This is a genomic window from Serratia inhibens, assembly GCF_003591175.1.
GTDB classification, from domain to species: Bacteria; Pseudomonadota; Gammaproteobacteria; order Enterobacterales; family Enterobacteriaceae; genus Serratia; species Serratia inhibens.
Genome location: NZ_QYYG01000002.1, coordinates 718,785 through 742,191 on the forward strand (window position 1 = coordinate 718,785; position 23,407 = coordinate 742,191).

General features: G+C 57.7%; 19 protein-coding genes and 6 tRNA genes. 13 read left to right on the forward strand and 12 right to left on the reverse strand.

Annotated elements, in window-relative coordinates:
- Positions 1-219: 219 nt before the first annotated feature.
- Positions 220-1,467 carry an ion channel protein gene (locus D4100_RS12405; protein WP_119804468.1) on the forward strand — a complete coding sequence of 416 codons (1,248 nt, stop codon included), beginning with the start codon at positions 220-222 and terminating at the stop codon, positions 1,465-1,467.
- Here D4100_RS12405 and D4100_RS12410 read toward each other — a convergent pair.
- Together D4100_RS12410 and D4100_RS12415 are read right to left on the reverse strand one after the other, a co-directional pair.
- Positions 1,464-2,156, reverse strand: a complete 693-nt coding sequence (locus tag D4100_RS12410) for an aspartate/glutamate racemase family protein (protein ID WP_119804469.1) — start codon at positions 2,154-2,156, stop codon at positions 1,464-1,466. The genes D4100_RS12405 and D4100_RS12410 overlap by 4 nt on opposite strands.
- Positions 2,157-2,223: 67 nt before the next feature.
- On the reverse strand, positions 2,224-2,676 hold the full coding sequence (locus D4100_RS12415) for a multidrug/biocide efflux PACE transporter (RefSeq protein WP_119804470.1): 453 nt from the start codon (positions 2,674-2,676) through the stop codon (positions 2,224-2,226).
- Positions 2,677-2,833: 157 nt separating this feature from the next.
- Here D4100_RS12415 and D4100_RS12420 point away from each other — a divergent pair, with 157 nt between their 5' ends.
- Entirely contained in the window at positions 2,834-3,724 is an 891-nt protein-coding gene (locus tag D4100_RS12420) for a LysR family transcriptional regulator (protein ID WP_119804471.1), read from the forward strand.
- Here the strand turns inward: D4100_RS12420 and D4100_RS12425 are convergent.
- Positions 3,700-5,361, reverse strand: a complete 1,662-nt coding sequence (locus tag D4100_RS12425; protein WP_119804472.1) for an alpha-keto acid decarboxylase family protein — start codon at positions 5,359-5,361, stop codon at positions 3,700-3,702. The two genes, D4100_RS12420 and D4100_RS12425, sit on opposite strands and share 25 nt — an antisense overlap.
- A 247-nt stretch (positions 5,362-5,608) precedes the next feature.
- On the opposite strand from D4100_RS12425, the gene mgrA reads away from it, so the two are divergent.
- Both mgrA and D4100_RS12435 read left to right on the forward strand, forming a co-directional pair.
- Positions 5,609-6,598 carry an L-glyceraldehyde 3-phosphate reductase gene (gene mgrA / locus D4100_RS12430; protein ID WP_119804473.1) on the forward strand — a complete coding sequence of 330 codons (990 nt, stop codon included), beginning with the start codon at positions 5,609-5,611 and terminating at the stop codon, positions 6,596-6,598.
- A 227-nt stretch (positions 6,599-6,825) separates the two neighbouring features.
- Positions 6,826-7,233 carry a DUF2502 domain-containing protein gene (locus D4100_RS12435; protein WP_004947596.1) on the forward strand — a complete coding sequence of 136 codons (408 nt, stop codon included), beginning with the start codon at positions 6,826-6,828 and terminating at the stop codon, positions 7,231-7,233.
- Between the two features lie 34 nt (positions 7,234-7,267).
- Here D4100_RS12435 and D4100_RS12440 read toward each other — a convergent pair whose 3' ends face one another.
- Entirely contained in the window at positions 7,268-8,500 is a 1,233-nt protein-coding gene (locus D4100_RS12440) for an Nramp family divalent metal transporter (protein WP_119804474.1), read from the reverse strand.
- Positions 8,501-8,878: 378 nt separating this feature from the next.
- Here D4100_RS12440 and D4100_RS12445 point away from each other — a divergent pair, with 378 nt between their 5' ends.
- Complete coding sequence (locus D4100_RS12445; protein WP_119804475.1) at positions 8,879-10,066, forward strand: NupC/NupG family nucleoside CNT transporter; 1,188 nt, start codon at positions 8,879-8,881, stop codon at positions 10,064-10,066.
- 115 nt (positions 10,067-10,181) lie between these two features.
- Here D4100_RS12445 and D4100_RS12450 read toward each other — a convergent pair.
- The 3 genes from D4100_RS12450 to gltX form a co-directional block, all read right to left on the reverse strand.
- Positions 10,182-10,257, reverse strand: a tRNA-Ala gene (locus tag D4100_RS12450).
- Positions 10,258-10,317: 60 nt separating this feature from the next.
- A tRNA-Ala gene (locus D4100_RS12455) sits at positions 10,318-10,393 on the reverse strand.
- 261 nt (positions 10,394-10,654) lie between these two features.
- On the reverse strand, positions 10,655-12,070 hold the full coding sequence (gene gltX, locus D4100_RS12460; RefSeq protein WP_119804476.1) for a glutamate--tRNA ligase: 1,416 nt from the start codon (positions 12,068-12,070) through the stop codon (positions 10,655-10,657).
- Between the two features lie 292 nt (positions 12,071-12,362).
- Here gltX and D4100_RS12465 point away from each other — a divergent pair.
- The 4 genes from D4100_RS12465 to D4100_RS12480 all read left to right on the forward strand — a co-directional run bounded on the left by D4100_RS12465 (position 12,363) and on the right by D4100_RS12480 (position 12,752).
- Positions 12,363-12,438, forward strand: a tRNA-Val gene (locus tag D4100_RS12465).
- A gap of 40 nt (positions 12,439-12,478) precedes the next feature.
- Positions 12,479-12,554 (forward strand) — tRNA-Val (locus tag D4100_RS12470).
- A 39-nt stretch (positions 12,555-12,593) separates the two neighbouring features.
- Positions 12,594-12,669: transfer RNA gene (locus tag D4100_RS12475), tRNA-Val, on the forward strand.
- Between the two features lie 7 nt (positions 12,670-12,676).
- Positions 12,677-12,752 (forward strand) — tRNA-Lys (locus D4100_RS12480).
- Between the two features lie 477 nt (positions 12,753-13,229).
- Here the strand turns inward: D4100_RS12480 and dhbA are convergent.
- Genes dhbA through D4100_RS12500 form a run of 4 tightly spaced genes read right to left on the reverse strand, consistent with a single transcriptional unit; the run spans position 13,230 to position 17,691 of the window.
- The gene (gene dhbA / locus D4100_RS12485) at positions 13,230-13,988 is read right to left on the reverse strand and encodes a 2,3-dihydro-2,3-dihydroxybenzoate dehydrogenase (RefSeq protein WP_119804477.1); all 759 of its coding nucleotides are present in this window, start codon (positions 13,986-13,988) and stop codon (positions 13,230-13,232) included.
- Positions 13,988-14,842, reverse strand: a complete 855-nt coding sequence (locus tag D4100_RS12490) for an isochorismatase (RefSeq protein WP_119804478.1) — start codon at positions 14,840-14,842, stop codon at positions 13,988-13,990. The genes dhbA and D4100_RS12490 overlap by 1 nt, the downstream gene beginning before the upstream one ends.
- A 3-nt stretch (positions 14,843-14,845) precedes the next feature.
- Positions 14,846-16,474: a (2,3-dihydroxybenzoyl)adenylate synthase gene (locus D4100_RS12495; RefSeq protein ID WP_119804479.1), complete on the reverse strand. Its 1,629-nt coding sequence runs from the start codon at positions 16,472-16,474 to the stop codon at positions 14,846-14,848.
- Between the two features lie 8 nt (positions 16,475-16,482).
- A complete protein-coding gene (locus D4100_RS12500; protein WP_065506446.1) occupies positions 16,483-17,691 on the reverse strand; it encodes an isochorismate synthase in 1,209 nt (402 codons plus the stop codon).
- A gap of 323 nt (positions 17,692-18,014) precedes the next feature.
- On the opposite strand from D4100_RS12500, the gene fepB reads away from it, so the two are divergent.
- Complete coding sequence (gene fepB, locus D4100_RS12505) at positions 18,015-18,974, forward strand: Fe2+-enterobactin ABC transporter substrate-binding protein (RefSeq protein ID WP_065506447.1); 960 nt, start codon at positions 18,015-18,017, stop codon at positions 18,972-18,974.
- Here fepB and entS read toward each other — a convergent pair.
- Positions 18,961-20,229, reverse strand: a complete 1,269-nt coding sequence (entS, locus tag D4100_RS12510) for an enterobactin transporter EntS (RefSeq protein WP_065506448.1) — start codon at positions 20,227-20,229, stop codon at positions 18,961-18,963. The two genes, fepB and entS, sit on opposite strands and share 14 nt — an antisense overlap.
- Before the next feature lie 259 nt (positions 20,230-20,488).
- Here entS and fepD point away from each other — a divergent pair, with 259 nt between their 5' ends.
- The 3 genes from fepD to D4100_RS12525 are packed head-to-tail and all read left to right on the forward strand — an operon-like array spanning position 20,489 to position 23,384.
- On the forward strand, positions 20,489-21,562 hold the full coding sequence (fepD, locus tag D4100_RS12515; RefSeq protein WP_065506449.1) for a Fe(3+)-siderophore ABC transporter permease: 1,074 nt from the start codon (positions 20,489-20,491) through the stop codon (positions 21,560-21,562).
- Positions 21,562-22,587: an iron-enterobactin ABC transporter permease gene (gene fepG / locus D4100_RS12520; RefSeq protein ID WP_081304032.1), complete on the forward strand. Its 1,026-nt coding sequence runs from the start codon at positions 21,562-21,564 to the stop codon at positions 22,585-22,587. Before fepD ends, fepG begins: the two co-directional genes overlap by 1 nt.
- Positions 22,584-23,384 (forward strand): ATP-binding cassette domain-containing protein, encoded by an 801-nt coding sequence (locus tag D4100_RS12525; RefSeq protein ID WP_065506450.1) that lies wholly within the window; start codon positions 22,584-22,586, stop codon positions 23,382-23,384. Before fepG ends, D4100_RS12525 begins: the two co-directional genes overlap by 4 nt.
- Positions 23,385-23,407 lie beyond the last annotated feature (23 nt).

A 23,407-nucleotide genomic window follows, 5' to 3' on the forward strand; every position in this document is an offset into this window, starting at 1 on the left:
TCGGCGGTTTTGCCGCAGTTTGAAACAAATTGCGGCAAAAAAACGTGCCGTGGCGGCTGTTAACCGTCATAACAGAGAGGCACTATTAATCAACCGGCGCCCTTTGCCTGTCGGTCATTGCTTTGCATGCCGGCGTACCTATCGTCTGGCAAGCCGGGGCCACAGCCCAATAACCCATCCTCCCTGCCGCTCAGGGGGCCATTGACAAGGGATCCTTGCATGCTGCACCCGCGCGCCAATGCCATGTTGGCTTTCGCCCTGCCCGCTCTCGTTATCGGTTCAGCCTCAAGCCTGGTGCTCATTCTGGTGATGAAGTTCGCCGCCGCGCTGCAACGGCTGCTGTGGGTGAACATACCCGCTACCTTGAATATCGATACCCACTCACCCTGGTGGCTGCTCAGCATCCTGACGCTGGCCGGTATCGCCGTCGGGCTGATTATCCGTTACATGCCCGGTCACGCAGGACCGGATCCGGCTACCGAATCGCTGATCGGCATGCCGTTACCACTTTCTGCCGTGCCCGGCCTCGGGCTGGCGTTAATCATTGGTCTGGCGGGCGGCGTCAGCCTGGGGCCGGAAAACCCCATCACTGCCATCAATATTGCGCTGGTAGTCGCTGCAGGTTCGCGGCTGCTGCCGAGAGTACCGCGCATGGACTGGATAATTCTCGCCGCCGCCGGCACCATCGGTGCGCTGTTCGGCACCCCGATTGCCGCCGCGCTGATCTTTTCGCAAACGCTGGCCGGCAATAACGATGTGCCGCTGTGGGATCGGTTGTTTGCCCCGCTGATGGCGGCAGCGGCCGGCGCGGTGACCACTCAGCTGTTTTTCACACCGAACTTCGCGCTGCAAATTGACGCCTATGCCGCCACCCGGCTGACGGATATTTTCAGTGGCTCCATCGTCGCCCTGATCGCCATCGCGCTGGGTATGGTAGCGCTGTGGAGCTTCCCCCATCTCCACCGTCTGTTCCATTCACTGAAAAATCCGGTGCTGATGCTTGGCCTGGGTGGCTTTACGCTCGGTGTGCTGGCGCTAATCGGCGGCGAGATCACGCTATTTAAGGGGCTGGATGAAATGAAGCAGCTGGCTGTCGGGGATAGCTTCTCGGTCACGGAGCTGCTGCTGATTACGCTGACCAAGCTGGCGGCGTTGGTGATTGCCGCCGCCAGCGGTTTTCGCGGCGGGAGGATCTTCCCGGCGGTGTTTGTCGGTGTGGCGCTGGGCCTGATGCTGCATCAGCACGTCCCGGCGGTGCCGGCGGCCATCACCGTCTCCTGCGCCATTATGGGGCTGGTGCTGGTGGTCACGCGTGACGGTTGGCTCAGCCTGTTTATGGCCGTTGCGGTGGTGCCGGAGCTGCACTTGCTGCCGGTGCTGTGCATTGTGATGCTGCCCGCCTGGTTGGTGCTGGCGGGCAAGCCCTTGATGCTGGTGGGCAAACACCCACCGCCGCACGACGATTAGGCCAGCGCATATTCCGCGGCGGCGCGCGCATGGATAGCGGTGGTGTCGAACACCGGCACCGAAGCATCCTGCGCGCTGACCAGCAGGCCAATTTCGGTACAACCGAAAATAATGCCCTGCGCGCCCTGCTGTTCCAGGTCACCGATAATGCGGCGATACTCATCGCGTGATGCGTCGCGGATTTTCCCCAGACACAGCTCTTCATAAATAATGCGATGCACGATATCGCGATCGGCCGCGGTGGGGGTGACTACCTCGATGCCGTGCCGCTCCTGCAACCGCCCGCGATAAAAATCCTGCTCCATGGTAAAACGCGTGCCGAGCAGCCCGACGCGACGGATCTCCTGTTGGCGCACCTGCAATGCCGTGGCGTCGGCGATGTGGATCAGCGGTAAGCCGCTGGCCTGTTCAACCGCATCCGCCACCTTGTGCATGGTGTTGGTGCAGATCACGATGGCCTCCGCGCCGGCGGCCCGCAACGAGGCAGCAGCGGCGGCCAGCAGATTCCCCGCGCCGTCCCAATCGCCCTGATGCTGCAGGCGTTCAATCTCGTGGAAATCGACACTGTAGAGAACGATTTTTGCCGAATGCAGCCCGCCAAGATGCGCCTTCACCTGCTCATTGATCATGCGGTAATAAGGGATGGTTGATTCCCAGCTCATGCCGCCCAATAGACCCAACACTTTCATCGATTTTTCTCCGCCTCGTTGCCGTATCTCTCCGACACTACCGGAGAATCGCGGTGATGACGATGCCTTATTTCACACCAGTGCTGGCCGGTTGACGCGCGTCGAACCAGCGTTGGCGCAGCGTGTCGTACACCCAGTTATAGAGCATGGTGTACGGCAGGAAGAACAGGAAGAAACCTATCTCCAGCATAAAGGCCTGCGCGAAGGAAATATTCAGCATCCAGGCGGCGATCGGCACGCCAATCAGAACAAACCCGGCCTCAAAGCCCAGGGCGTGAAACGCCCGTACCCTGAGATTGCGCACCACGCGATCCGCCGGCCACAGGCGGTCAAACGCCGTGTTATAAATCATGTTCCACACCATGGCGACGGTCGACAGCATCACCGCCAACGCACCGACCTGTACCATCGAACGGTTGAGCAACCAGGCACCCAGCGGGGCGCAGATCATCACGGCAATGGCCTCAAAACCGACGGCATGGACGATACGTTCAATGAAAGACTTGTTTTGCAGTTGCATACATCACCTGTTTTTTTACCCTATGAATCTGTCGGGGAGCGGCAAGCCGCCCCGCATTAATCGGAGCTGATTTATTCGCCCCCGACTAAAGCCAGGTGATTATCATCGATTTTTTGGGTAGATTAAAAATAGGTTCCATCGATAAAGTAGATACATCATGCGCTATTCACCCGAAGCCCTGCAGGCTTTTGTCGAAGCCGCCGCCCTCGGTTCTTTTTCTGCCGCCGCACGCAAGCTGCGTAAAAGCCAATCGACCATCAGTACCGCCATCGCCAATCTGGAGGCCGATCTCGGCTTGATCTTGTTCGATCGTCAGGCGCGACAGCCGGTATTGACCCCCGCCGGCCGTAAAGTGCTCGGCCATGTGCAGGAGATCCTCGCCGCCGGCGAACGGCTGGACGCACTGAGCATCCGCCTGGCGGACAAGACAGAACCCCGGTTAACCATCGTATTTTCCGATACCTACCAGCCGAACCACCACGACCGGCTGATGCTGCACTTTGAGCGGCGCTATCAGGATATTGAACTGGAATGCATGATTGCCGAGGACGGCGACGTGATCGATCTGCTGCAAAGCGGCCGCGCACACCTTGGCATGGTGGAAGTACAACCCAGTTATCCGCCGGATATCGCCTTTGCGCGGCTGCCGGAACAGACTGAAATGGGGCTGTTCGTCGCCCGTTCGCATCCGCTGACGCAAACGGCCGCGCCAACGCATGAGCAGTTGTCCAGCACCCGCCAGCTGTATTTGAATACCTACATCGACGCAAGCGCGGCGCGTCCTCAGGGGTTGGTGTGGTCTGCGCCGAGCTATCTGATGCTGCTGGAAATGGCGGAACAAGGTTTTGGCTGGGCCGCTTTGCCAAACTGGCTGGTGAAACAGTATGGCCGCGACAAATTAACCGAGCTGAAGCCGCGCGGTTGGCCGAAACTGATCTCCGTGGATGCGGTATGGTCCAAGCTCACCCCGCCGGGGCCGGCGGGGTATTGGTTGCTTGAGCGCTTGCTGGAAAGCGCGGAGGATCAGGCCGCCGCATTGCGTGATTGAATGGCGCGCGAAATGGTATCCAGCAATTCTGGGATGTCCATCTTCGGCAGTACCACTTCCACGAAGGCCAACTGCGGACTGTCGCCCACTTCGAGCAACGCCTGGCGCAACTGCTCCGGTTCGGTGACCCGCAGTGTTTTCACCTGATGCTCGCCGGCCAGTGCCTGCGGCAACTGCGTCCAGTTCCACTGGGCGATGTCGTTGTAGCGCTGCTCCGGCCCGTGGATCGCTCGTTCGACGGTGTATCCCTCATTATTCAGCAGGAAGATCACCGGTTTCAGCCCGTCGCGCAGCATCGAGCCAATCTCTTGCGCGGTGAGCTGCGCCGCTCCGTCGCCGATCAAAAGCAGCACCCGGCGATCCGGCTCCGCCGTCTGCGCGCCGAACGCCGCCGGCAGAGTGTAGCCGATAGATCCCCACAGCGACTGAACGATAAACCGGCAGCCCTGCGGCAGGCTCAAAGCCGCAGCGCCAAAACAGGCGGTGCCCTGATCGGCGATCACTATATCGCCCGGCCGCAAAAAGTCCTGGATCTGCTGCCAGAAGCCGTGCTGGTCCAAACCGCTGCCGTTCGGTGCCGGCAATTCCGGCCGTTTGATCACCGGCAACTGCCATTGCACGGCCAGCGACAACGTCAACCGGTGCAAGGCTTTTACCGCGTCACGCATTGGGATCTGGCTGAATACCTGCCGCCCGACCCGCGCCTCAAAGGGTTGAATATCGATACACTTCTCCGCCGGCAAGTGATGGCTGAAGCCGGCGGTAATGGTATCGGTAAAACGTACGCCGACGTTAATCACCGCATCGGCGTTCTCAATCAGTTGCTTCACCTGCGGATCGCTGGCCGCACCGGCGTAGGTGCCGGTAAAACAGGCATGAGTTTCATCCAATACGCTCTTGCCGAGCAGCAGCGTCGAATGCGGCATATCTACCTCATTCATCCACTGTTCCAGTACCCTTTCGGCACCAAAGCGTTCAGCCAGAAAATCGGCCAGCAGAGAAACCCGCCGCGCCGGCAACAGCATTTCCCGCGCGGCTGCGATAAACGCCTGCAACGATGCCTGTGAAAGATGGGCCTGTCGCAGCACCAGCGGCGCCGGCCGTGACGCCAGCGGCGCCTCCGCCACGTCGCTCGGCAACATCAGGTAAACCGGGCGGCGTTCAAACAGCGCGGTGGTCAGCAGGCGATCGATTTCCGCCTCGGCGTTGGCAGCGGTGAGGCTGGCCTGCGCGACGGTCACTTCTTTGGCCATGCGGGCAAAGTGGCTAAAATCCCCGTCCCCCAGCGAATGATGCAGTAAATCGCCGGCCCGCTGCGCGCGCAGCGCCGGTGCGCCAACCACGTGGATCACCGGTAAATATTCGGCGTAGCTGCCGGCAATACCATTTACTGCGCTCAGTTCGCCCACGCCAAAGGTGGTCAGTAAGGCGGCTGCCGGTTTGCAGCGTGCGTAACCGTCTGCGGCATAAGCGGCATTGAGTTCGTTGGCGCACCCCACCCAGGTGATCTGCGGGTGAGCAATCACGTGATCGAGAAACTGCAGGTTGTAGTCTCCGGGCACGCCAAAGAAGTGCCGGACGCCGATCTGGGCTAAACGATCGAGTAGGTAATCGGCCACCGTATAGCTTTTACTCATGATCATCACCTGCCAAAGGTTGCAATTGTTAGTTTTAAGTATCAAATATGTTGCGCAAATGTCGAGCATTGTGTTTAAAAAGCGGATGGCAACCCTGCGTTACATCGAGCACTCACCACAAGCATTCACCCACCTGATAGGCAACATTTAAAAAATTGGGGGTGATTTAGCGTGATCCTGAGCTCTGACAACGGCAGTGAAAACGCATACACTAAAACTCACCATCTCCTTGCCGAAAAGGGTTTGTATGCTTTACCAGGCTGATTCTTCGCGTTATCAAAATATGGAATATCGCCGCTGCGGACGCAGCGGGCTGAAATTGCCCGCGGTTTCGCTCGGCTTATGGCACAACTTTGGCGACACCTCGTTGTATGACAATGCGCGCAAACTGATTCATTGCGCGTTAGATCGCGGCATCACCCACTTCGATCTGGCCAATAACTACGGTCCGCCCCCCGGCTCCGCCGAGGAAAACTTTGGCCGCATCCTCAGCGCCGATCTGAAACCCTGGCGCGATGAGCTGATCATCGCCTCGAAGGCCGGTTACACCATGTGGCCTGGCCCTTACGGCGACTGGGGGTCGAAGAAGTATCTGGTCGCCAGCCTGGATCAAAGCCTGCTACGCATGGGGCTGGAATATGTGGATATCTTCTATCACCATCGCCCGGATCCGGATACGCCGCTGGAGGAAACCATGGGCGCGCTGGATCTGCTGGTACGCCAGGGCAAGGCGCTGTACGTCGGGCTGTCCAACTACCCGGCCGACCGCGCGCGCCAGGCGTTCGAGATCCTGCAACGGCTCGGCACGCCTTGCGTGATCCATCAGCCGAAATACTCCCTGTTCGAGCGCTGGGTTGAGCCGGAGTTGCTGGATACGCTTGAAGAACATGGCGTCGGCTCCATTGCATTCTCCCCGCTGGCCGGCGGCCTGCTGACCGATCGTTACCTGCACGGCATTCCGCAAGATTCACGCGCAGCCAGCGGTAGCCAGTTCCTGCAACCCAATCAGCTCACCAATGAAAAACTGGAAAAGGTGCGCCAGCTTAATGCCCTGGCGCAACAGCGCGGGCAGAAACTGTCGCAGATGGCGCTGGCCTGGGTATTGCGCGGCGATCGCGTGACTTCGGTACTGATTGGTGCCAGCAAGACCAGCCAGATTGACGATGCCGTCGGCATGCTGGCCAACCGTACCTTCAGCAGCGACGAAATCGCCCAAATCGAACGAATATTAATGTAATCGCTTACAATTATCGCCGGCGCATGTTGCCGGCGATAGCCTCCGCAGAGCCAGACAAATCTTAAATCCTCATCCCATCACCGTTTTTCAGAATCCCACTAAGATTCAACCCTATCCGCAGGCGCTAATATGCCGATATTGCAGTAAAAAAGATTATAAGGCCGTTTTATATAATGATGAACGCGCTTCATTAACCGGCCAACCCGCTGCGGCGGAAAGGAGAAGCCATGTTTAAACCTCTGTTATTGGCCGCCCTGTTGGTGGCGTCTACGGTACCCGCCATCCAGCAGGCGCATGCGGAAGGCCTCAGTATCAATCTGATGCCGGGCGTATCATTGCGCATTGGCGAGGAAGATAATCGCGGCCGTTATTGGGACGGCTATGACTGGCGCGACCGCGACTGGTGGCAAGGCCATCAGGGCCGCTACCTGGGCGATCGCAGCCGCCGTGGCTATTACTGGGATGGTTATCGCTGGCGCGATAACGATTACTGGCGCAAAAATTATTACTATCATGATGGCCGCTATCGCAAATTCGACAAGCATTACTACAAGCACCACGAAAAACATCATTGGAAGAAAAAGCACCATGATGACGATGACTATCGTGGTCGCCGCCATCACGACGACGATTGATGCCAAAAGGCCAGCGTAACGCTGGCCTTTTCGATCACAGCACGCTGCTGACCAGCAGATAGCCGTTCAGGCCGACGACCACCAACACAATCAGCTTGCCCAGCGTCTGTATGCTCCGGCTGTTCACCATTTCCCCCATCAGTTCCCGGTTACCGGTAAAGGAGAGCAGCGGCACCAGCGCCAACGCAATGCCGAAGCTCAGCAGTACCTGGCTCAACACCAGAATACGCGTGGCGTCCATTCCCAGCATAATGACGATAAACGACGGCAGCATAGTGACCACCCGACGCACCCATAGCGGAATGTAAAAGCGCACAAATCCCTGCATCACCACCTGCCCCGCCAGCGTCCCCACGACGGTGGAAGACAGACCGGCAGCCACCAGACTCAGCCCGAAAAGCGTCGCCGCCGCCTGACCCAGCACCGGCTGCAGTGTCAGATAGGCCAGATCAAGATCGGCCACGCCGCTGTGCCCATTGAAGTGGAAGGTTGCGGCGGCGGTCGCCATCATTGCCAGGTTAACAAAACCGGCAATGGTCATGGCAATGGCGACATCGACCTTGGTGGACGCATAACGATCCGCCTTTAAGTTCTCCCCGGCAACCTGGGTCAGGGATGAATGCAAATAAATCACGTGCGGCATGATGGTCGCGCCCAGCACGCCGGCGGCCAGATATACCGCATCGCCATTCGGCAGATCCGGGATCGCCATGCCTTTTAACAGCGGGCCCAACTGCGGCTGGGAAAACGCCAGTTCCACCATATAGGCAGCGGCAACAAACAGCAGCAGCCCGCCAATCGCCATCTCCAGCGGTTTTTGCCCGCGCTTTTGCAGCATCAGGATCAGAAAAGTGGCGATACCTGTCAGGATGGCACCCTCAAGCAGCGTAACGCCCAACAACAGTTTGAAACCTATTGCCGCGCCGATAAACTCCGCCAGATCCGTGGCCATCGCAATAATTTCCGCCTGCACCCAATAAGCCCATACGGCCGGGCGCGGAAAGCGATCGCGGATATGTTCCGCCAGGTTTTTGCCGGTGGCGATACCGAGTTTGGCGGACAGCAGTTGGATAAGCATGGCCATGACGTTGGCCCAGACCACGACCCACAGCAGGCTGTAACCCAAAGAGGCGCCGGACTGGATATTGGTGGCGAAATTGCCGGGATCGATATAGCCGATGGCCGCGATAAATGCAGGCCCCATCAGCGACAGTTTGATTTTTCTGGATGGGCGATGGGTGTTCTCAACCACGCGACTGTTTGGCATACCCTTAACCCTTACGTCTAATAAACCAAGGGTTATCTTATGCAAATGATAATAATTATCAAGCGCATTTACAGCGGTAAAACTTATCTCTGTAATCGGGGATAACTCAGGTTTTAACGAAGGGTGTAACGTGCAGATTACACTTTTCTGCCCTCCACCAAGCCATATTCCAAACGAAGTACGCCTGATAATCAAATTAGCACAAGAATAGGAATTTCGTATGGATTCAGTAACCTCTTGATTTTTTATGGTTTAGTCTAATAATTTAGGATGTTTCCCATTATGAGTTTCCATATTTGCAATGGACCTCTCGTTTTTAAACGTGGCGTTACATAAAATGACATCCGAAATTCAGCCTGCCTCAAGTTTGGAGCAAACATGTCCCATATTGCGCACTTTGCGTTAGCGTTGGTGGTGGTTGCGATCCTGGCACTGTTAGTGTGCCGTGACCGTAAAAGCATCCGCATTCGCTACGTTATTCAACTGTTGGTTATTGAAGTACTGCTGGCCTACTTTTTCCTGCATTCGGAAGCGGGTTTAGGTTTTGTAAAAGGATTCGCGGCGCTGTTCGACAAGCTGCTCGGGTTTGCTGGGCAAGGGACTGATTTTGTATTCGGCGGTATGGGTGATAAAGGTCTGGCCTTCTTCTTCCTGAAGGTACTGTGCCCGATCGTCTTCATCTCTGCGCTGATCGGTATTCTGCAATACATCAAAGTGTTGCCGTTTATCATCCGGATTATTGGTACCGTGCTGTCAAAAGTAAACGGTATGGGCAAGCTGGAGTCGTTTAACGCCGTCAGCTCGTTGATCCTGGGCCAGTCTGAAAACTTCATTGCCTATAAAGATATTCTGGGCAAGATGTCTGAAAAACGCATGTACACCATGGCGGCAACCGCGATGTCTACGGTTTCCATGTCCATCGTAGGTGCTTACATGACCATGCTGGACGCCAAATTTGTGGTTGCGGCGCTGGTACTGAACATGTTCAGCACCTTTATCGTACTGTCATTGGTCAACCCGTATGACACCAGTAAAGAAGAAGAACTGCATCTGGGCAATCTGCACGAAGGCCAGAGCTTCTTCGAAATGCTGGGTGAATACATTCTGGCGGGTTTCAAAGTAGCCATTATCGTTGCTGCTATGCTGATCGGCTTTATTGCCCTGATCGCGGCGCTCAACGGCCTGTTCAGCGCCATCTTCGGCCTGAGCTTCCAGGAAATTCTGGGCTACTTCTTCTATCCATTCGCCTGGATTATGGGTATTCCCAAGCACGAAGCCTTGCAGGTTGGCAGCATCATGGCGACCAAGCTGGTCTCCAATGAGTTCGTGGCCATGATGGAGCTGCAGAAAGTCTCTGCCGAACTGTCGCCACGCAGCCTGGGCATTCTGTCGGTGTTCCTGGTTTCCTTCGCCAACTTCTCTTCCATCGGTATTGTGGCCGGTGCGATTAAAGGGCTGAATGAGCATCAGGGCAACGTAGTTTCACGCTTTGGTCTGAAGCTGGTTTACGGTTCTACGCTGGTCAGCCTCCTGTCTGCGTCCATCGCGGGCCTGGTTCTGGGCTAAGCCGAAACGGCAACAACGGAAAGGTCGCTTCGGCGGCCTTTTTTATTGCCTGCAGTTTAGAAAGCAGCAAAGATAGAAAGCAAAAAGCCGACCCTAAGGTCGGCTTTTTAAATGGTGGTGGAGCTAGACGGGATCGAACCGTCGACCTCTTGCATGCCATGCAAGCGCTCTCCCAGCTGAGCTATAGCCCCACAAAAGTGGTACGCTTTAACCGGCGTTACGGTATTCCCCAACCTTACTGAGATAAAGGTTGGTGGAGCTAGACGGGATCGAACCGTCGACCTCTTGCATGCCATGCAAGCGCTCTCCCAGCTGAGCTATAGCCCCAATCCACAATCACAAAATCCTGTGAACGGGGCGCATAATATGAAACCCCCGAAACACTGTCAACGGCTAAATTGAATTACTCGATCAAGCGCTGAAAAAGCCGCCAAATCAGCGCGTTTAGCGCTAAAAAATCGCCATTGCGGATAAAAATCAGCCAGGCATAAAAAAAGCCCTGCGGATCGCTCCACAAGGCTTTATCTGTTATTGCGTCATCTGGCTGCCGGCCCCCCGCTGACAACCGGAAGGCGCGGGGTAAATCTATCAGGCCTGAGCTTCACGCCCGGCGATGTAGGCCAGCGCCAGGTCGATACGCTGCAAAGAACGCGCCTGGCCGATAGCATGCACGGTCACATCCATACCCGGTGACTGACCGGCGCCGGTTACCGCTACGCGCAGCGGCATGCCAACCTTGCCCATGCCCACACCCAGCTCATCAGCGGTGCCCTGAATGGCGTCATGCACATTTTCCGGCGTCCAGACACTGATAGCGGCCAGTTTGGCGCGTACCGCTTCCAGCGGCTGGCGTGCCACCGGGCGCAGGTGCTTCTTGGCGGCGTCGGCGTCGAATTCACTGAAGTCTTCATAGAAGTAACGGCAGGACTCGGCCATTTCCTTCAGCGTCTTGCAGCGCTCGCCCAGCAGTTTGACGATATCTTTCAGCTCAGGGCCGTTGCGAGTTTCAATACCAAGCTGCTCAACGTGCCACGCCAGATACACCGCCACTTCTTCCGCCGGCATATGGTTAATGTAATGGTGGTTCAGCCACTGCAACTTCTCGGTATTGAAGGCGCTGGCGGATTTGTTGATCGCTTCCAGGGTGAAGAACTCTTTCATCTCATCAATAGAGAAGATTTCCTGGTCGCCGTGGGACCACCCCAGACGCACCAAATAGTTCAGCAGCGCCTGCGGCAGGTAGCCGTCATCGCGGTACTGCATCACGCCCACTGCGCCGTGGCGTTTTGACAGTTTTTTGCCGTCGTCGCCCAGGATCATGGAAACGTGCGCATATTCCGGCACCGGTGCACCCAGCGCTTTCAGAATGTTGATCTGGCGCGGGGTGTTGTTGATGTGGTCTTCGCCGCGGATCACGTGGCTGATTTCCATATCCCAGTCGTCCACCACGACGCAGAAATTGTAGGTTGGCGAACCGTCGGTACGGCGAATGATCAGATCGTCCAGCTCCTGGTTGCTGAATTCGATCGGGCCACGGATCTTGTCATCGAAGATAACCGAGCCTTCCTGCGGGTTACGGAAACGCACCACGCACGGCTCGTCGTCGGTGTGGCTGTCCTGGCTATCGCGGCAGTGGCCGTCATAACGCGGTTTTTCACCGTTTTCCATCTGCTTTTCACGCAGCGCTTCCAGACGCTCCTTCGAGCAATAGCATTTATAGGCGGTATCTTGTACCAGCATGTCGTCAATCACCGCGTTATAACGGTCAAAACGCTTGGTCTGGAAGTACGGACCTTCGTTCCAATCCAGGTTTAACCAGTTCATGCCATCCATAATTGCGTCGATAGCGTCCTGCGAGGAACGTTCCAGATCGGTATCTTCGATACGCAGAACGAACTCACCGCCCGAATGGCGGCTGAACAACCAGGAGTAAAGCGCAGTACGGGCGCCACCGACGTGAAGATAGCCGGTTGGGCTCGGTGCAAAACGGGTTTTGATTTTCATTGGTTTCACTGCCTTATTACGCAACGCGGGTCGGCGGTTGCCGACGATTGCTCGGAATTGAAAAAAGTGGGCAACATTGTACCACCCCCCGCTAATTCCTCAACGCCGACACGATATTGCCGCACCTGTTTTCGTTATCGCTGCGGCGCATTTCGCATAACAATGTGCAAAGAATCATCATTGGCGGCGATAAATATCGCATCCTGTTTAAATTTGCGGCGAACGATTGAAATCATTTTAAAAACCGTTGACTCACTTTCAACTATCCCTATAATGCGACTCCAACAAGACGGGGCGATTAGCTCAGTTGGTAGAGCATCTCCTTTACACGGAGGGGGTCGGCGGTTCGAGCCCGTCATCGCCCACCATCTTGTTGAGCAGTAAGGCAGTAAGAAATGAGAAGAATGAGGGTGATTAGCTCAGTTGGTAGAGCATCTCCTTTACACGGAGGGGGTCGGCGGTTCGAGCCCGTCATCACCCACCACTCATTCTCTTGTTTGGCAGTACCCGGAAGTTCTGAAGTGGGTGATTAGCTCAGTTGGTAGAGCATCTCCTTTACACGGAGGGGGTCGGCGGTTCGAGCCCGTCATCACCCACCACTTCTGCGGGTCGTTAGCTCAGTTGGTAGAGCAGTTGACTTTTAATCAATTGGTCGCAGGTTCGAATCCCGCACGACCCACCAATACAGAAAAAAGCGCCTTTTGGCGCTTTTTTCGCATCTGCGTCACCCTACTCATCGCAAACATCTCAATGACATGGTGCACGGCATCGTGCTGGATGAGACAAAAGCGTTTACGCTTTTGAACAACGCTTGCGTTGGCCCGTAGGGCGAGCTTCTGAAAGAAACGAGTAACCTGTGCAGGTTCGACAAAATTGGCCCTGACAATTTTGAACAACGCTTGCGTTGGCCCGTAGGGTGAGGCCAAAGGCCGAATTAATCCCGCACGACCCACCAATACAGAAAAAAGCGCCTTTTGGCGCTTTTTTCGCATCTGTCGCCCGGACATCACCACAACCTCTATTACCTGGTCCCTCTTTTGCCGCCCATAAAAAAGGCGCTGCAAGCAGCGCTCTATCGTCATAAATAACAGGTAACCCTATACCCTAAATAATTCGAGTTGCAGTCAACACACCAGCAGCTTGAAGTATGACGGGTATATCAGGCAGCCAGCGTCGCCCCGCCGTCAATCACGATATCCTGCAGGGTGATATGGCTGGCGCGATCGGAAGCCAGAAACAAAATGGCATCGGCAATTTCCTGCGGCTGGGCGATCTTGCCCAATGGAATACCCAGCTTGAACTGCTCCGGGAAACCGTTGATGGTGTTCTGTTCACCGCTTTCGTCCTGCCACATGCCGCGCTGCATCGGCGTGTTGGTCGAGCCGGGCGAAACCAGATTGCAACGCACGCCATAAGGCGCCATTTCCAACCCTACGGTTTGGCATAGGCTGCGCAACGCCGCTTTGGAGGCGCAATAGGCCGCCATGCCGACGCGCGGCACATGGGCCGCATTCGAGGCCACGCTGACAATCGCGCCACGTCGTTGGCGACGGAACACCGGCAACGTATGGCGGAACATATTGAACGCCCCGCCGGCATTGACCGCCATACAGGCCAGCCAGTCTGCGGTGCTGGTCTCATCTGCCAACCCCATCCGCAAAATGCCCGCACCGTTCACCAGTACGTCCAGTTCTGGTTGCACAGTCAGCAAACGCCCGCACAGGCTGTCTACCGCATCGCTATCGGCGACATCCAGCACTTCGGTGCGGAACGGGTATTCCGGTTCGTCGAAACGCAGATCGAAGCCAATCACCTCGGCGCCGGCTCTTACAAACGCCAATGCGGTCTCCAGGCCAATGCCGGCACCCGCGCCGGTAACCCAGAGCCGCTTACCGGCAAAATCACCCTCTTTGCCCATCAGGATTTCTCCTGCGACAACATCGCCCACCAACTGTCGATGGTCGGGTTCTTGGCCAGCGCGATAAAATCAATATCGCTGCGGATTTTACGCCAGCGCGCAGCCAGCTCCATAATACGCACCGAATCCAGACCGTAGTCGATCAGGTTCTCATCGTCGCCCATGTCTTCGCTGTCCTCATCGAGGAACGGCATGATTTGCCGGCGCAGCGCAGCTTTGCTGGCGATGCCCGGCAGCAATTCGGCAGTCGTCACCACGCGGCCACAGCGGCCGGCGGTGTAACGCAGCGCCATCAGGTGTTCGTCGCGGGAGAAATCCGCCAGGCCGTCAGCCACCATAAACGGCTGGATATTGCGCATAAAGGCATCGATAGCGGTAGTCATGCAGCCGATATGGGCATACACGCCGCAAATGATCAGCTGATCGCGCCCCGACTCCTGCAAAATTTCCTGTAGCGGCGAACGGTGGAAAGCGCTGTAACGCCACTTCACCAGAACCCTATCGTCGTCTTCCGGCGCCAGTGCTTGCACCACCGCCTGCTGTTCGGGGTGCTTATTCAACCCTGGCCCCCACATATCGTTCAGCAACGCGCGGTCTTCGTCGCTTTGCTGATTAGGCTGCGCGGTGTAAAACACCGGGATGCCCTGTGATTTGCAATAGCGGCGCAGATTGGCAATGTTCTCGACCACCTGCTTAATCAGCGGACTGTCTTCACCCCAGAAATTCAGGAAATACTGCTGCATATCGTGGATCAGTAACGCAGCCCGCTGCGGCTCTAGCGTCCAGCTCACTTTGTTGGTCGGCAGTTCAGCCTGCGTCGGCAGCGCGTAATCATTAAGTTTAGGAATGGCCATGACTTATTCTCCCTGGGCCTGAGTCAGTGGTTGTGCCTCCAGGCGTTGGCGCAACCGTTTTTTATCCACTTTGCCTACCGGGGTGAGCGGCAGCGTATCGACCTGTATAAAACGATCGGGTAATTTAAATTCGGCCACGCCCTCCACACGCAAATGGCGGCGCAGTACCACCGGCTTCAGCGCGCTGGTGGCGATAATAAAGGCGCAGCTCTTCTCGCCCATCAGCTCATCCGGCATTGAAACCAGCGCCGCATTGATCACCTCCGGGTGGCGCAACAGCAGGTTTTCGATCTCCTCGGCGGCGATCTTCTCCCCACCGCGGTTGATCTGATCTTTCTGACGCCCTTCCACCTTCACATAGCCGTCTTCAGTCAGGCTGATCAGGTCCCCGGAACAGTAAAAACCGTCTTTATCAAAGGCGGCTGCGTTATGTTCCGGGCTTTGGTAATAACCGCGGAAGGTGTAAGGGCCACGGGTCATCAGGCGCCCGGTTTGCCCCACCGGCAGCGGATTGCCGTCGTCATCGGCCACCCACAGTTCGTCGTCCGGCGACATCGGGCAGCCCTGAGTGGTCAGAATATGCCGGTCGTCATCGTCCAGCCGGGTGTAATTCACCAGGCCTTCCGCCATGCCGAAGACCTGTTGCAACTGGCAGCCGATTTCCGCCGGGATGCGCGCGGCCAGGGTTTCGCTCAGCTTGGCGCCCCCCACCTGCAACAGTTTAAGGCTGGCCAATGGCTGACCGCCGCCCCACTCTTCGATTGCCTTCAGCCACAGCGTCACCGCCGGCGGCACCAACGCCGTCACGTTAATCTGATGCTGCTCGATCAAACCGAAGCATTGCCCGGCATCCGGATCGCTGGCGAACACCACCAGCCCGGCGCCGTAAAACACGCCGAGCACGCCCGGAGAACTCATTGGGTAGTTATGTGCCACCGGCAGCGCGCACAGGTAGCGGGTATGCACGTCGAAATGGCAAATTTCCACGCTGCGACGAATGCTGTAGTAGTAATCATTGTGGGTACGCGGGATCAGCTTTGGCGTGCCGGTGCTGCCACCGGAAAGCTGGAAGAACGCCACCTGGTCAGCCTGCGTCGGTGCGGCGACAAAATCACCGGCTTCCTCTTCCAGCCAGGCCGCCAACGACTGCTCGCCTTCCGCCTGGCTGCGCAACCCCACCACACGCAATGAAGGATTTTCGGCGCGAAACGCCGTGAGGAATTCGTCGTTGCCGAACAGACCATGCCGGCGATCGGCAATCAGCAGCGCAGGCTTGATTTGTGCGGCATAAGCCTTGAGTTCGTTGCGTTGATGGCTGAACAGCGCATTCACCGGCACCACGCCAATTTTCAGCAGCGCAAAGAAGGTCACATAGAACTCGACCACGTTACCCAACTGCACCAGAGCGGTATCGCCGCGTTGCATGCCCCGGCGTTGCAGCGCGGCGGCCAGCCGGTCAGAAAGTTGATTAAGCCGGCGATAACTCAGGCTGCATTGCGGGTCGATTAGCGCCACGGCGTCATTTTTGGCCTGGCGGGTGAGAATGTCGGTCAATGGCCGTTCGGTCCAATAACCGCGTTCGCGATAACGACGGGCCAACGCCTCGGGCCAGGGAGTAAAATCAATGCTCATGGGTATGCCTATCCTTGGTTCAGGCCAAACGCCCGCGAAATGGTACTGAGTTTGGTGCCGGTTTCGCGCCATTCGGATTCCGGCGAAGAGTCTTGCACGATGCCGGCACCGGCAAACAGCCGCACCTGGTTGCCCTGTACGGTGCCGCAACGAATGGTCACGACCCACTCGCCGTTGCCTTCGGCATCACACCAGCCGACAATGCCGCCGAACAGGCCGCGATCAAAGGGCTCAAGCTGTTTGATCACCTGATGCGCAAGCCGGGTTGGCGTACCGCACAATGCCGGCGTCGGGTGCAACAGGCAGGCCAGCGAAAGCGCATTTTCCGCCCGGCTGGCGGCTTCGCCATCAATAGGCGTAGACAGGTGCCACAGCGTGGTGGTGCTCAGTAATTCAGGGGATGACGGGATGTTCAGGTGGCGGCAGCGGTCGGCCAATACCTGGCGCATCCCTTCGGTGACGAATTGGTGCTCATAAAGGTCTTTGTCCGACACCAATAACCGTTGGCTGATTTCACGGTCCCGCTGCGGATCGGCATCACGGCGGGCAGAGCCTGCCAGCGGGTTGGAGTAGAACTGCGCGCCGGATTTGCGCAGCAGCAATTCCGGGCTGGCGCCCACCAGCGCCCCCTGCTCCAGCGGTACGTGGAAGTGGAAACCGTTAGGGTTCTGGGCGATGATGCGCGCCATCAGCGCCTGGCGATCAACAGGTTCGCGAGTTTCAATCTCCAGTAGGCGCGACAGCACCACTTTATCCAACCGGTCGCCACGGGTAGCCTGCACCGCATCGGCAACCATCTGCATGAAGGGCTGCTGGGCAGGCACTTCGGTTTGCCGGGTAATTTCCGGCAAGGCATCCTGCGGCGGCGTTACGTCGGCCAAAAAGGCATCGCGCTCAAACCACTGAGTTTGCTGGGGAATAAACAACGCTGAAGGTTGATGAGTATCAAAAGGAATGGCGCCACAGAGTACCGGGCTTTTCACGCCTGCCAGTTTCGCTTCGGCGAAAGCGTGCCGAACCTCTCGCTGAAACTCCCCATTCACCTGGTCCCCGCCTGCTGCGGGCAGCGTGATTTTGGCGAAGCAGCCCTGGGTACTCAGGCTACGGAAAGGAGAGGTAAAGAAGAAGCCTGAGGTGGGCGAAACGCCTGCAGTATTCAGTCCGCTCTCCTTGCTTTGCGATTTCTTTTGGCCGGTACCCTTTACAGTCACGCTCATCGGTACTCCATTTATCTTCGTGAATGATAATAAACATAATAATGATTATCATTTATGTTTTACCGCGTTAAAGTACCCTTGGAAATTTGCCATGTCAATAATTGTAAACAGCTCTTCTCCTCATCATCTTGGTAGAAAATCAGCAGCATAACTACATATACCCTATGGCTTTCAAGTTGCAGCTAGGCGGCCAGCTCGGGAGTCCCCAGGCGCTTACTTAAGTAAGTAACTGGGGGGAGCGAGTGCAGCCAACAACGCTGCAGCTTGAAAGACGACGGGTATAAATGATAAGTATTACTATTTAAAACCTAAGGACTCCCTTTATGAAGACGAACCTGATCTTCGGCCTGGCGCTGTTCGCGCTAGCGGCCATCGGTGCCGCTCATGCTGCCGATGCCGGCTGGCCGCGTGACATCGAAACCTCACACGGTGTGGTAACCCTTACTCAACCCCCTGCCCGCATCGTTTCTACCAGCGTTACCGTCACCGGCACCCTGCTGGCCATCGACGCACCGGTGGTAGCCAGTGGGGCAACCACGCCCGGCAGCCGTCTGGCGGACAAACAGGGGTTCTTCCGTCAATGGAGCGACATCGCCGCACAGCGCGGCGTTAAACGCCTGTACGTCGGCGAACCCAATGCGGAAGCCATCGCAGGTGTTGCCCCCGATCTGATTATCATGTCAGCCACCGGCGCCGATTCCGCCCTGCGCCTGTACGATCAGCTCTCTGCCATTGCCCCGGTGCTGGTGGTCAATTACGACGACAAAAGCTGGCAGGAACTGGCCGCAGAACTGGGCCAGGCCACCGGGCATGAAGCCCAGGCGCATAAAATCATTGGCGATTTTGATGCGCGTGAAAAAGCGCTGAAACAGCGGATGACCCTGCCTGAACAGCCGGTCTCCGCGCTGGTGTTTGGTTCTGACGGCAAAAGCGCCAATCTGTGGACCGCCGAATCGTCCCAGGGGCAAATGCTTAAACAGCTCGGCTTCACCCTGGCGGTACCGCCCGCCACATTGCACAACAGCCGCAGTCAGGGAGTGCGCAAGGACATTATTCAGTTGAGCGGCGAGAACCTGGCAGAAGGCCTGAACGGCCAGACACTGATGCTGTTCGCCAACGGCGACGCCGACGCGCAACGCCTGCTGGCCAATCCTTTTCTCGCTCACCTGCCGGCAGTGCAGCATAAACGGGTTTACGCGCTGGGCAACGATACCTTCCGGCTGGATTATTACAGCGCCGGCAACTTGCTGACGCTGTTGGAAAAACAGTTTATTTCTCGCTAGCCTCACTGGCGGGCTGGAGATTTTCTTCCTGCCCGCCGCTGCCCACCTGGCGCAAACCGCGCATGGCGAAAGCCAGTACCACACCCAGCACCGCCACCCCAAAACCAAAACTGGTCGAGGTCATCGCCGGCAGCATAAATGCCCCCATCGCCCCCAGCAGTAACGCCCCCAACGCATCACCCACAACGTTTTGCGCCGTCCACAGGCCATTGATGCGCCCCAGGAATGCGTCCGGCGTCAGGTTCTGAATCAACCCGTATTGCAGCAACGAGTTCAGCGCACTCAGGTAGCCAAAAATCACCAGGAAAAACAGCGCCAAACCGTACCACGGCATCAGACCGAACAGACCGATGGCAACGAACGCACCTATCGCCGTCGTCAGCATCATCCAGCCCGGCCGCGCTACGTGAGCGACCCGGCCGCTGGTGAACGCGCCAATCGCCGCGCCGAGCGGAACTGCGGAATACATAAAGCCCAATTGCGCAGCGCTGACGTGCCACATGCCGGACATCGCCGGATATAACACCCGCACCGCGCTGGCCATGGTCAGCAGCGCACCGATCAGCGCCACCATGCCGATCACCCGGTTACGGAACAGGAAGCCGAAACCACCGGCCAACGCGCGCAGCGGGTGTTCACGCGGCTGTGGCGGTGGCGGCAACTGCGGCAGGCGCAGCAAGGGGATCAACGTCAGCAAAGTGCCCAACGCTGCCAGGCCGTAGTTCCACATCACACCGGAGTGAGCGATCACCAGGCCCCCTATCGCCGGCGACAGGATCGAGCCAAAACGCACCGTCAGCATACTGATGGCCCCGGCCTGAACGATGTTTTCACGCCCCACCAACGCCGGCGTGGCGGCCAGCAGCGCCGTCACCCCGACCGCACCGAAGAAACCGTCCCACACGGCCAGCAAATAAATCGCCGTTAACGAAGGAGCCGGCAAGGCGGCATTCAGGCACAGCCCGATAAAGCCAATGCCGCAGGTGGAGCGAGCAAACAGAATCAAACGGCGGCGCTCATAACGATCGGCCAATACGCCCCCCATCAGCAAACCGGCAAACATGCCGCTGCCCGCCAGCGTCACGGACAGCCCGACCAGCAAGGTCGAACCGGTCAATGCCTGGATCTGAACCGGGATCGCAATGGCCATCAATCCCAGCGCCAGAATGGAAATAAAACGCGCGCAAAATACGGCACGAAACGCGCCATTGGTCTTAAGCAGGCCAAAATCAAGCAAAATAGAGGGCTTACTCATCAGCTTTCTCACCACAACTTAGGAAAAGGGGCAGCGTCTATAGCCAAAATAATTGGAGTTGAATCAAGGCGGCAACCAAGCGCATCCCCATGAACGTACAGGAAGTACGTGATTGGGGTAAGTGCGGGCAGCCAACACAGATACAGCTTCAAGAATGAAGGGTATGTGCTGCAATAGCGAAGGGAGTCATGGTAACATAGATGAAAGCAATCAATAATGATAATAAATATCATTTATATTCAATAAATAATGGATTGTTATGTTACGGATTACACGCAATGGCACACCGCTCATTCCGCCTCCCAGGGCTTGTCTTATTAGCGGCGCTCCCCACTCATTTCGTCGCAAACTATTTGGTCTGCTGGTTGCCGTTTGCGTGCTGTTGACAGTCATGCTGCTCAGCCTGTCGCTCGGCGCCAAGTCCATTCCTTTTGATACGGTTATCCAGGCGCTGAACGGTCAATGCAGCGGGGCAGACTGCACTATTATTACCGCCGCCAGGCTACCGCGCACGCTGGTGGGCGTATTGGCCGGCATTGCGCTGGGCCTGTCCGGCGTATTGATGCAAACCCTCACCCGCAACCCACTGGCCGATCCGGGCATTCTCGGCGTAAACGCCGGGGCGGGATTTGCCGTGGTACTGGGCATCACCTTCTTTGGTGCCGCCGAGGTTGGCCAATACCTGTGGTTCGCCTTTGCCGGGGCGATGTTCGCTGCACTGCTGGTCGCGTTGATCGGCGCTCTTGGCGGCAGCAGCCTGAACCCGGTCCGCCTGACGCTGGCCGGGGTCGCGCTGGCGGCGGTGCTGGAGGGAATGACCTCGGGAATTTCTCTGCTGAATCCCCTGGTGTTCGATCAACTGCGTTTTTGGCAGGCCGGTTCGCTGGATATTCAAAATATGCAGGTGGTGCGCACCGTCACCCTGCCGATCCTGCTGGGCACGCTAATCACACTGTGGATGAGCAAATCGCTTAACAGCCTGAGCATGGGCAGCGAATTGGCCACTGCGCTGGGCACCGGCATCGTCCGCACCCAATTGCTGGGCCTGCTGGCGATCACCCTGCTGTGCGGCGGCGCCACCGCCGCCGTCGGCCCGATTGCCTTCGTCGGCCTGATGATGCCGCACATTGCCCGGCGGCTGGCCGGCTCCGAGCTGCACTGGATGCTGCCGTGGACGCTGGTCTTGACCCCCATCCTGCTGCTGAGCGCCGATCTGATTGGCCGCTTCCTGGTGGCCGGCGAACTGCGCGTTTCCATCGTAACCGCCCTGATTGGCGCGCCGCTGCTGATCATGCTGGTGCGCCAGCGCCATATGTTCAGGAGGCAACGCTGATGTCGATGCTCGCTGCCCGTCTGATGACCGATCAAAAGTTGCGTGCCCTGTCGAGGCCGGCGCTGACCGCGTCGATGCTGGCGCTTGCCTGCGGAGTGCTGGCGATTTACGCCCTCGGTTCCGGCTCCCTTTCGCTTAGCGCCACGCAGGTGATCGACGCTCTCCTCGGCAAAGGCCCGGCAAACCTGACGGTAATAGTCACCCAGTGGCGTCTGCCGCGCGTCGCTATGGCGTTGCTGTTGGGCGCGGCGCTCGGGATCAGCGGCGCTATTTTCCAGTCGCTGCTGCGCAACCCGCTCGGCAGCCCGGACGTGATCGGCTTCAATACCGGCGCCTACAGCGGCGTATTGGTAGCCATAGTGCTGTTTAACGGCGGCGTTGTCGGCATCACCTCCGGGGCGCTGGCCGGTGGCCTGCTGACCGCCGCGCTGGTTTATCTGCTGGCGTGGCGCAACGGCGTCGAGACTTTCCGTTTGATTATCGTCGGCATCGCCGTGCGCGCCCTGCTGGTGGCCGGCAATACCTGGCTTATCATCAGCGCTTCGCTGGAGTCCGCCATGACCGCCGGGCTGTGGAGCGCCGGGTCGCTTAACGGCATAAGCTGGGCGAAAAGCCTGCCGGTGCTGGCAGTGATCGCGCTGTGTTGCCTGCTGTTGCTGACGCTGTCACGCCGCATGCGGCTGCTGGAAATGGGTGACGACACCGCCTGCGCGCTCGGTGTGCCGGTGGAACGTTCGCGCGTGCTGCTGCTGCTGATCGGCGTGACGCTGACCGCTGCCGCCACCGCCGTGGCCGGGCCAATCTCCTTCATTGCGCTGGTGGCGCCGCAGATTGCCCGTCGCCTGTGCGCCAACCGCAGCGTCCTGTTGCTGACCGCCCTGACTGGCGCGCTGTTGCTGCTGATCGCCGATGTCACCGCCCAGCGCCTGTTTATGCCTTATCAATTGCCGGTAGGCGTGCTGACCGTCAGTCTCGGCGGCATTTATCTGATTTGGCTGTTAATCCGTGAGTCACGAAAAAAATGAATGCTGAACCCCTGCTGCCCGCGCCGCTGCGCGCCGAACATCTGACGCTCGGTTATGACAAGAAAATCGTAGCGAGCGATCTTTCCGTCTCCATCCCGCAAGGAGAACTGACGGTGATCATCGGGCCGAACGCCTGCGGTAAATCTACCCTGCTGCGCACCCTCAGCCGCCTGATGCAACCGCAAGCCGGTACGGTCTGGCTGAACGGTAAGCACATCAGCGAATACGCAACCAAAGAGGTGGCGCGCCAGTTGGGTCTGCTGCCGCAAAGTTCGACCGCTCCCGGCGACATCACCGTATTTGATCTGGTGGCCCGCGGGCGCTACCCGCATCAGCGTCTGTTCAGCCGCTGGCGCGAGGAAGACCAGCAAGCGGTGGAGCAGGCAATGCGCTCCACCGGCGTGTTTGAACTGGCCGAACAGCCGGTGGATACGCTTTCCGGCGGGCAGCGTCAGCGCGTCTGGATTGCGATGGTGCTGGCGCAGCAAACGCCGCTGCTGTTGCTGGATGAGCCGACCACCTGGCTGGACATTAGCCATCAGATCGACCTGCTGGAGTTGATGCGTCAGTTAAACCGTGAAAACGGCCACACGTTGGTGGTGGTGTTGCACGATCTCAACCACGCCTGCCGTTATGCCACCCATCTGATCGCCATGCGCGGCGGCAAAGTCGTGGCCGAAGGTGCGCCGAAGGATATCGTGACGCCGGCGTTGATCGAAGAAGTGTACGGCCTGCGCTGCATGATCATCGACGATCCGGTCTCGCACACGCCGCTGGTGGTGCCGTTGGGGAAATAATCAGGGAACCCTGATCTTGTAAG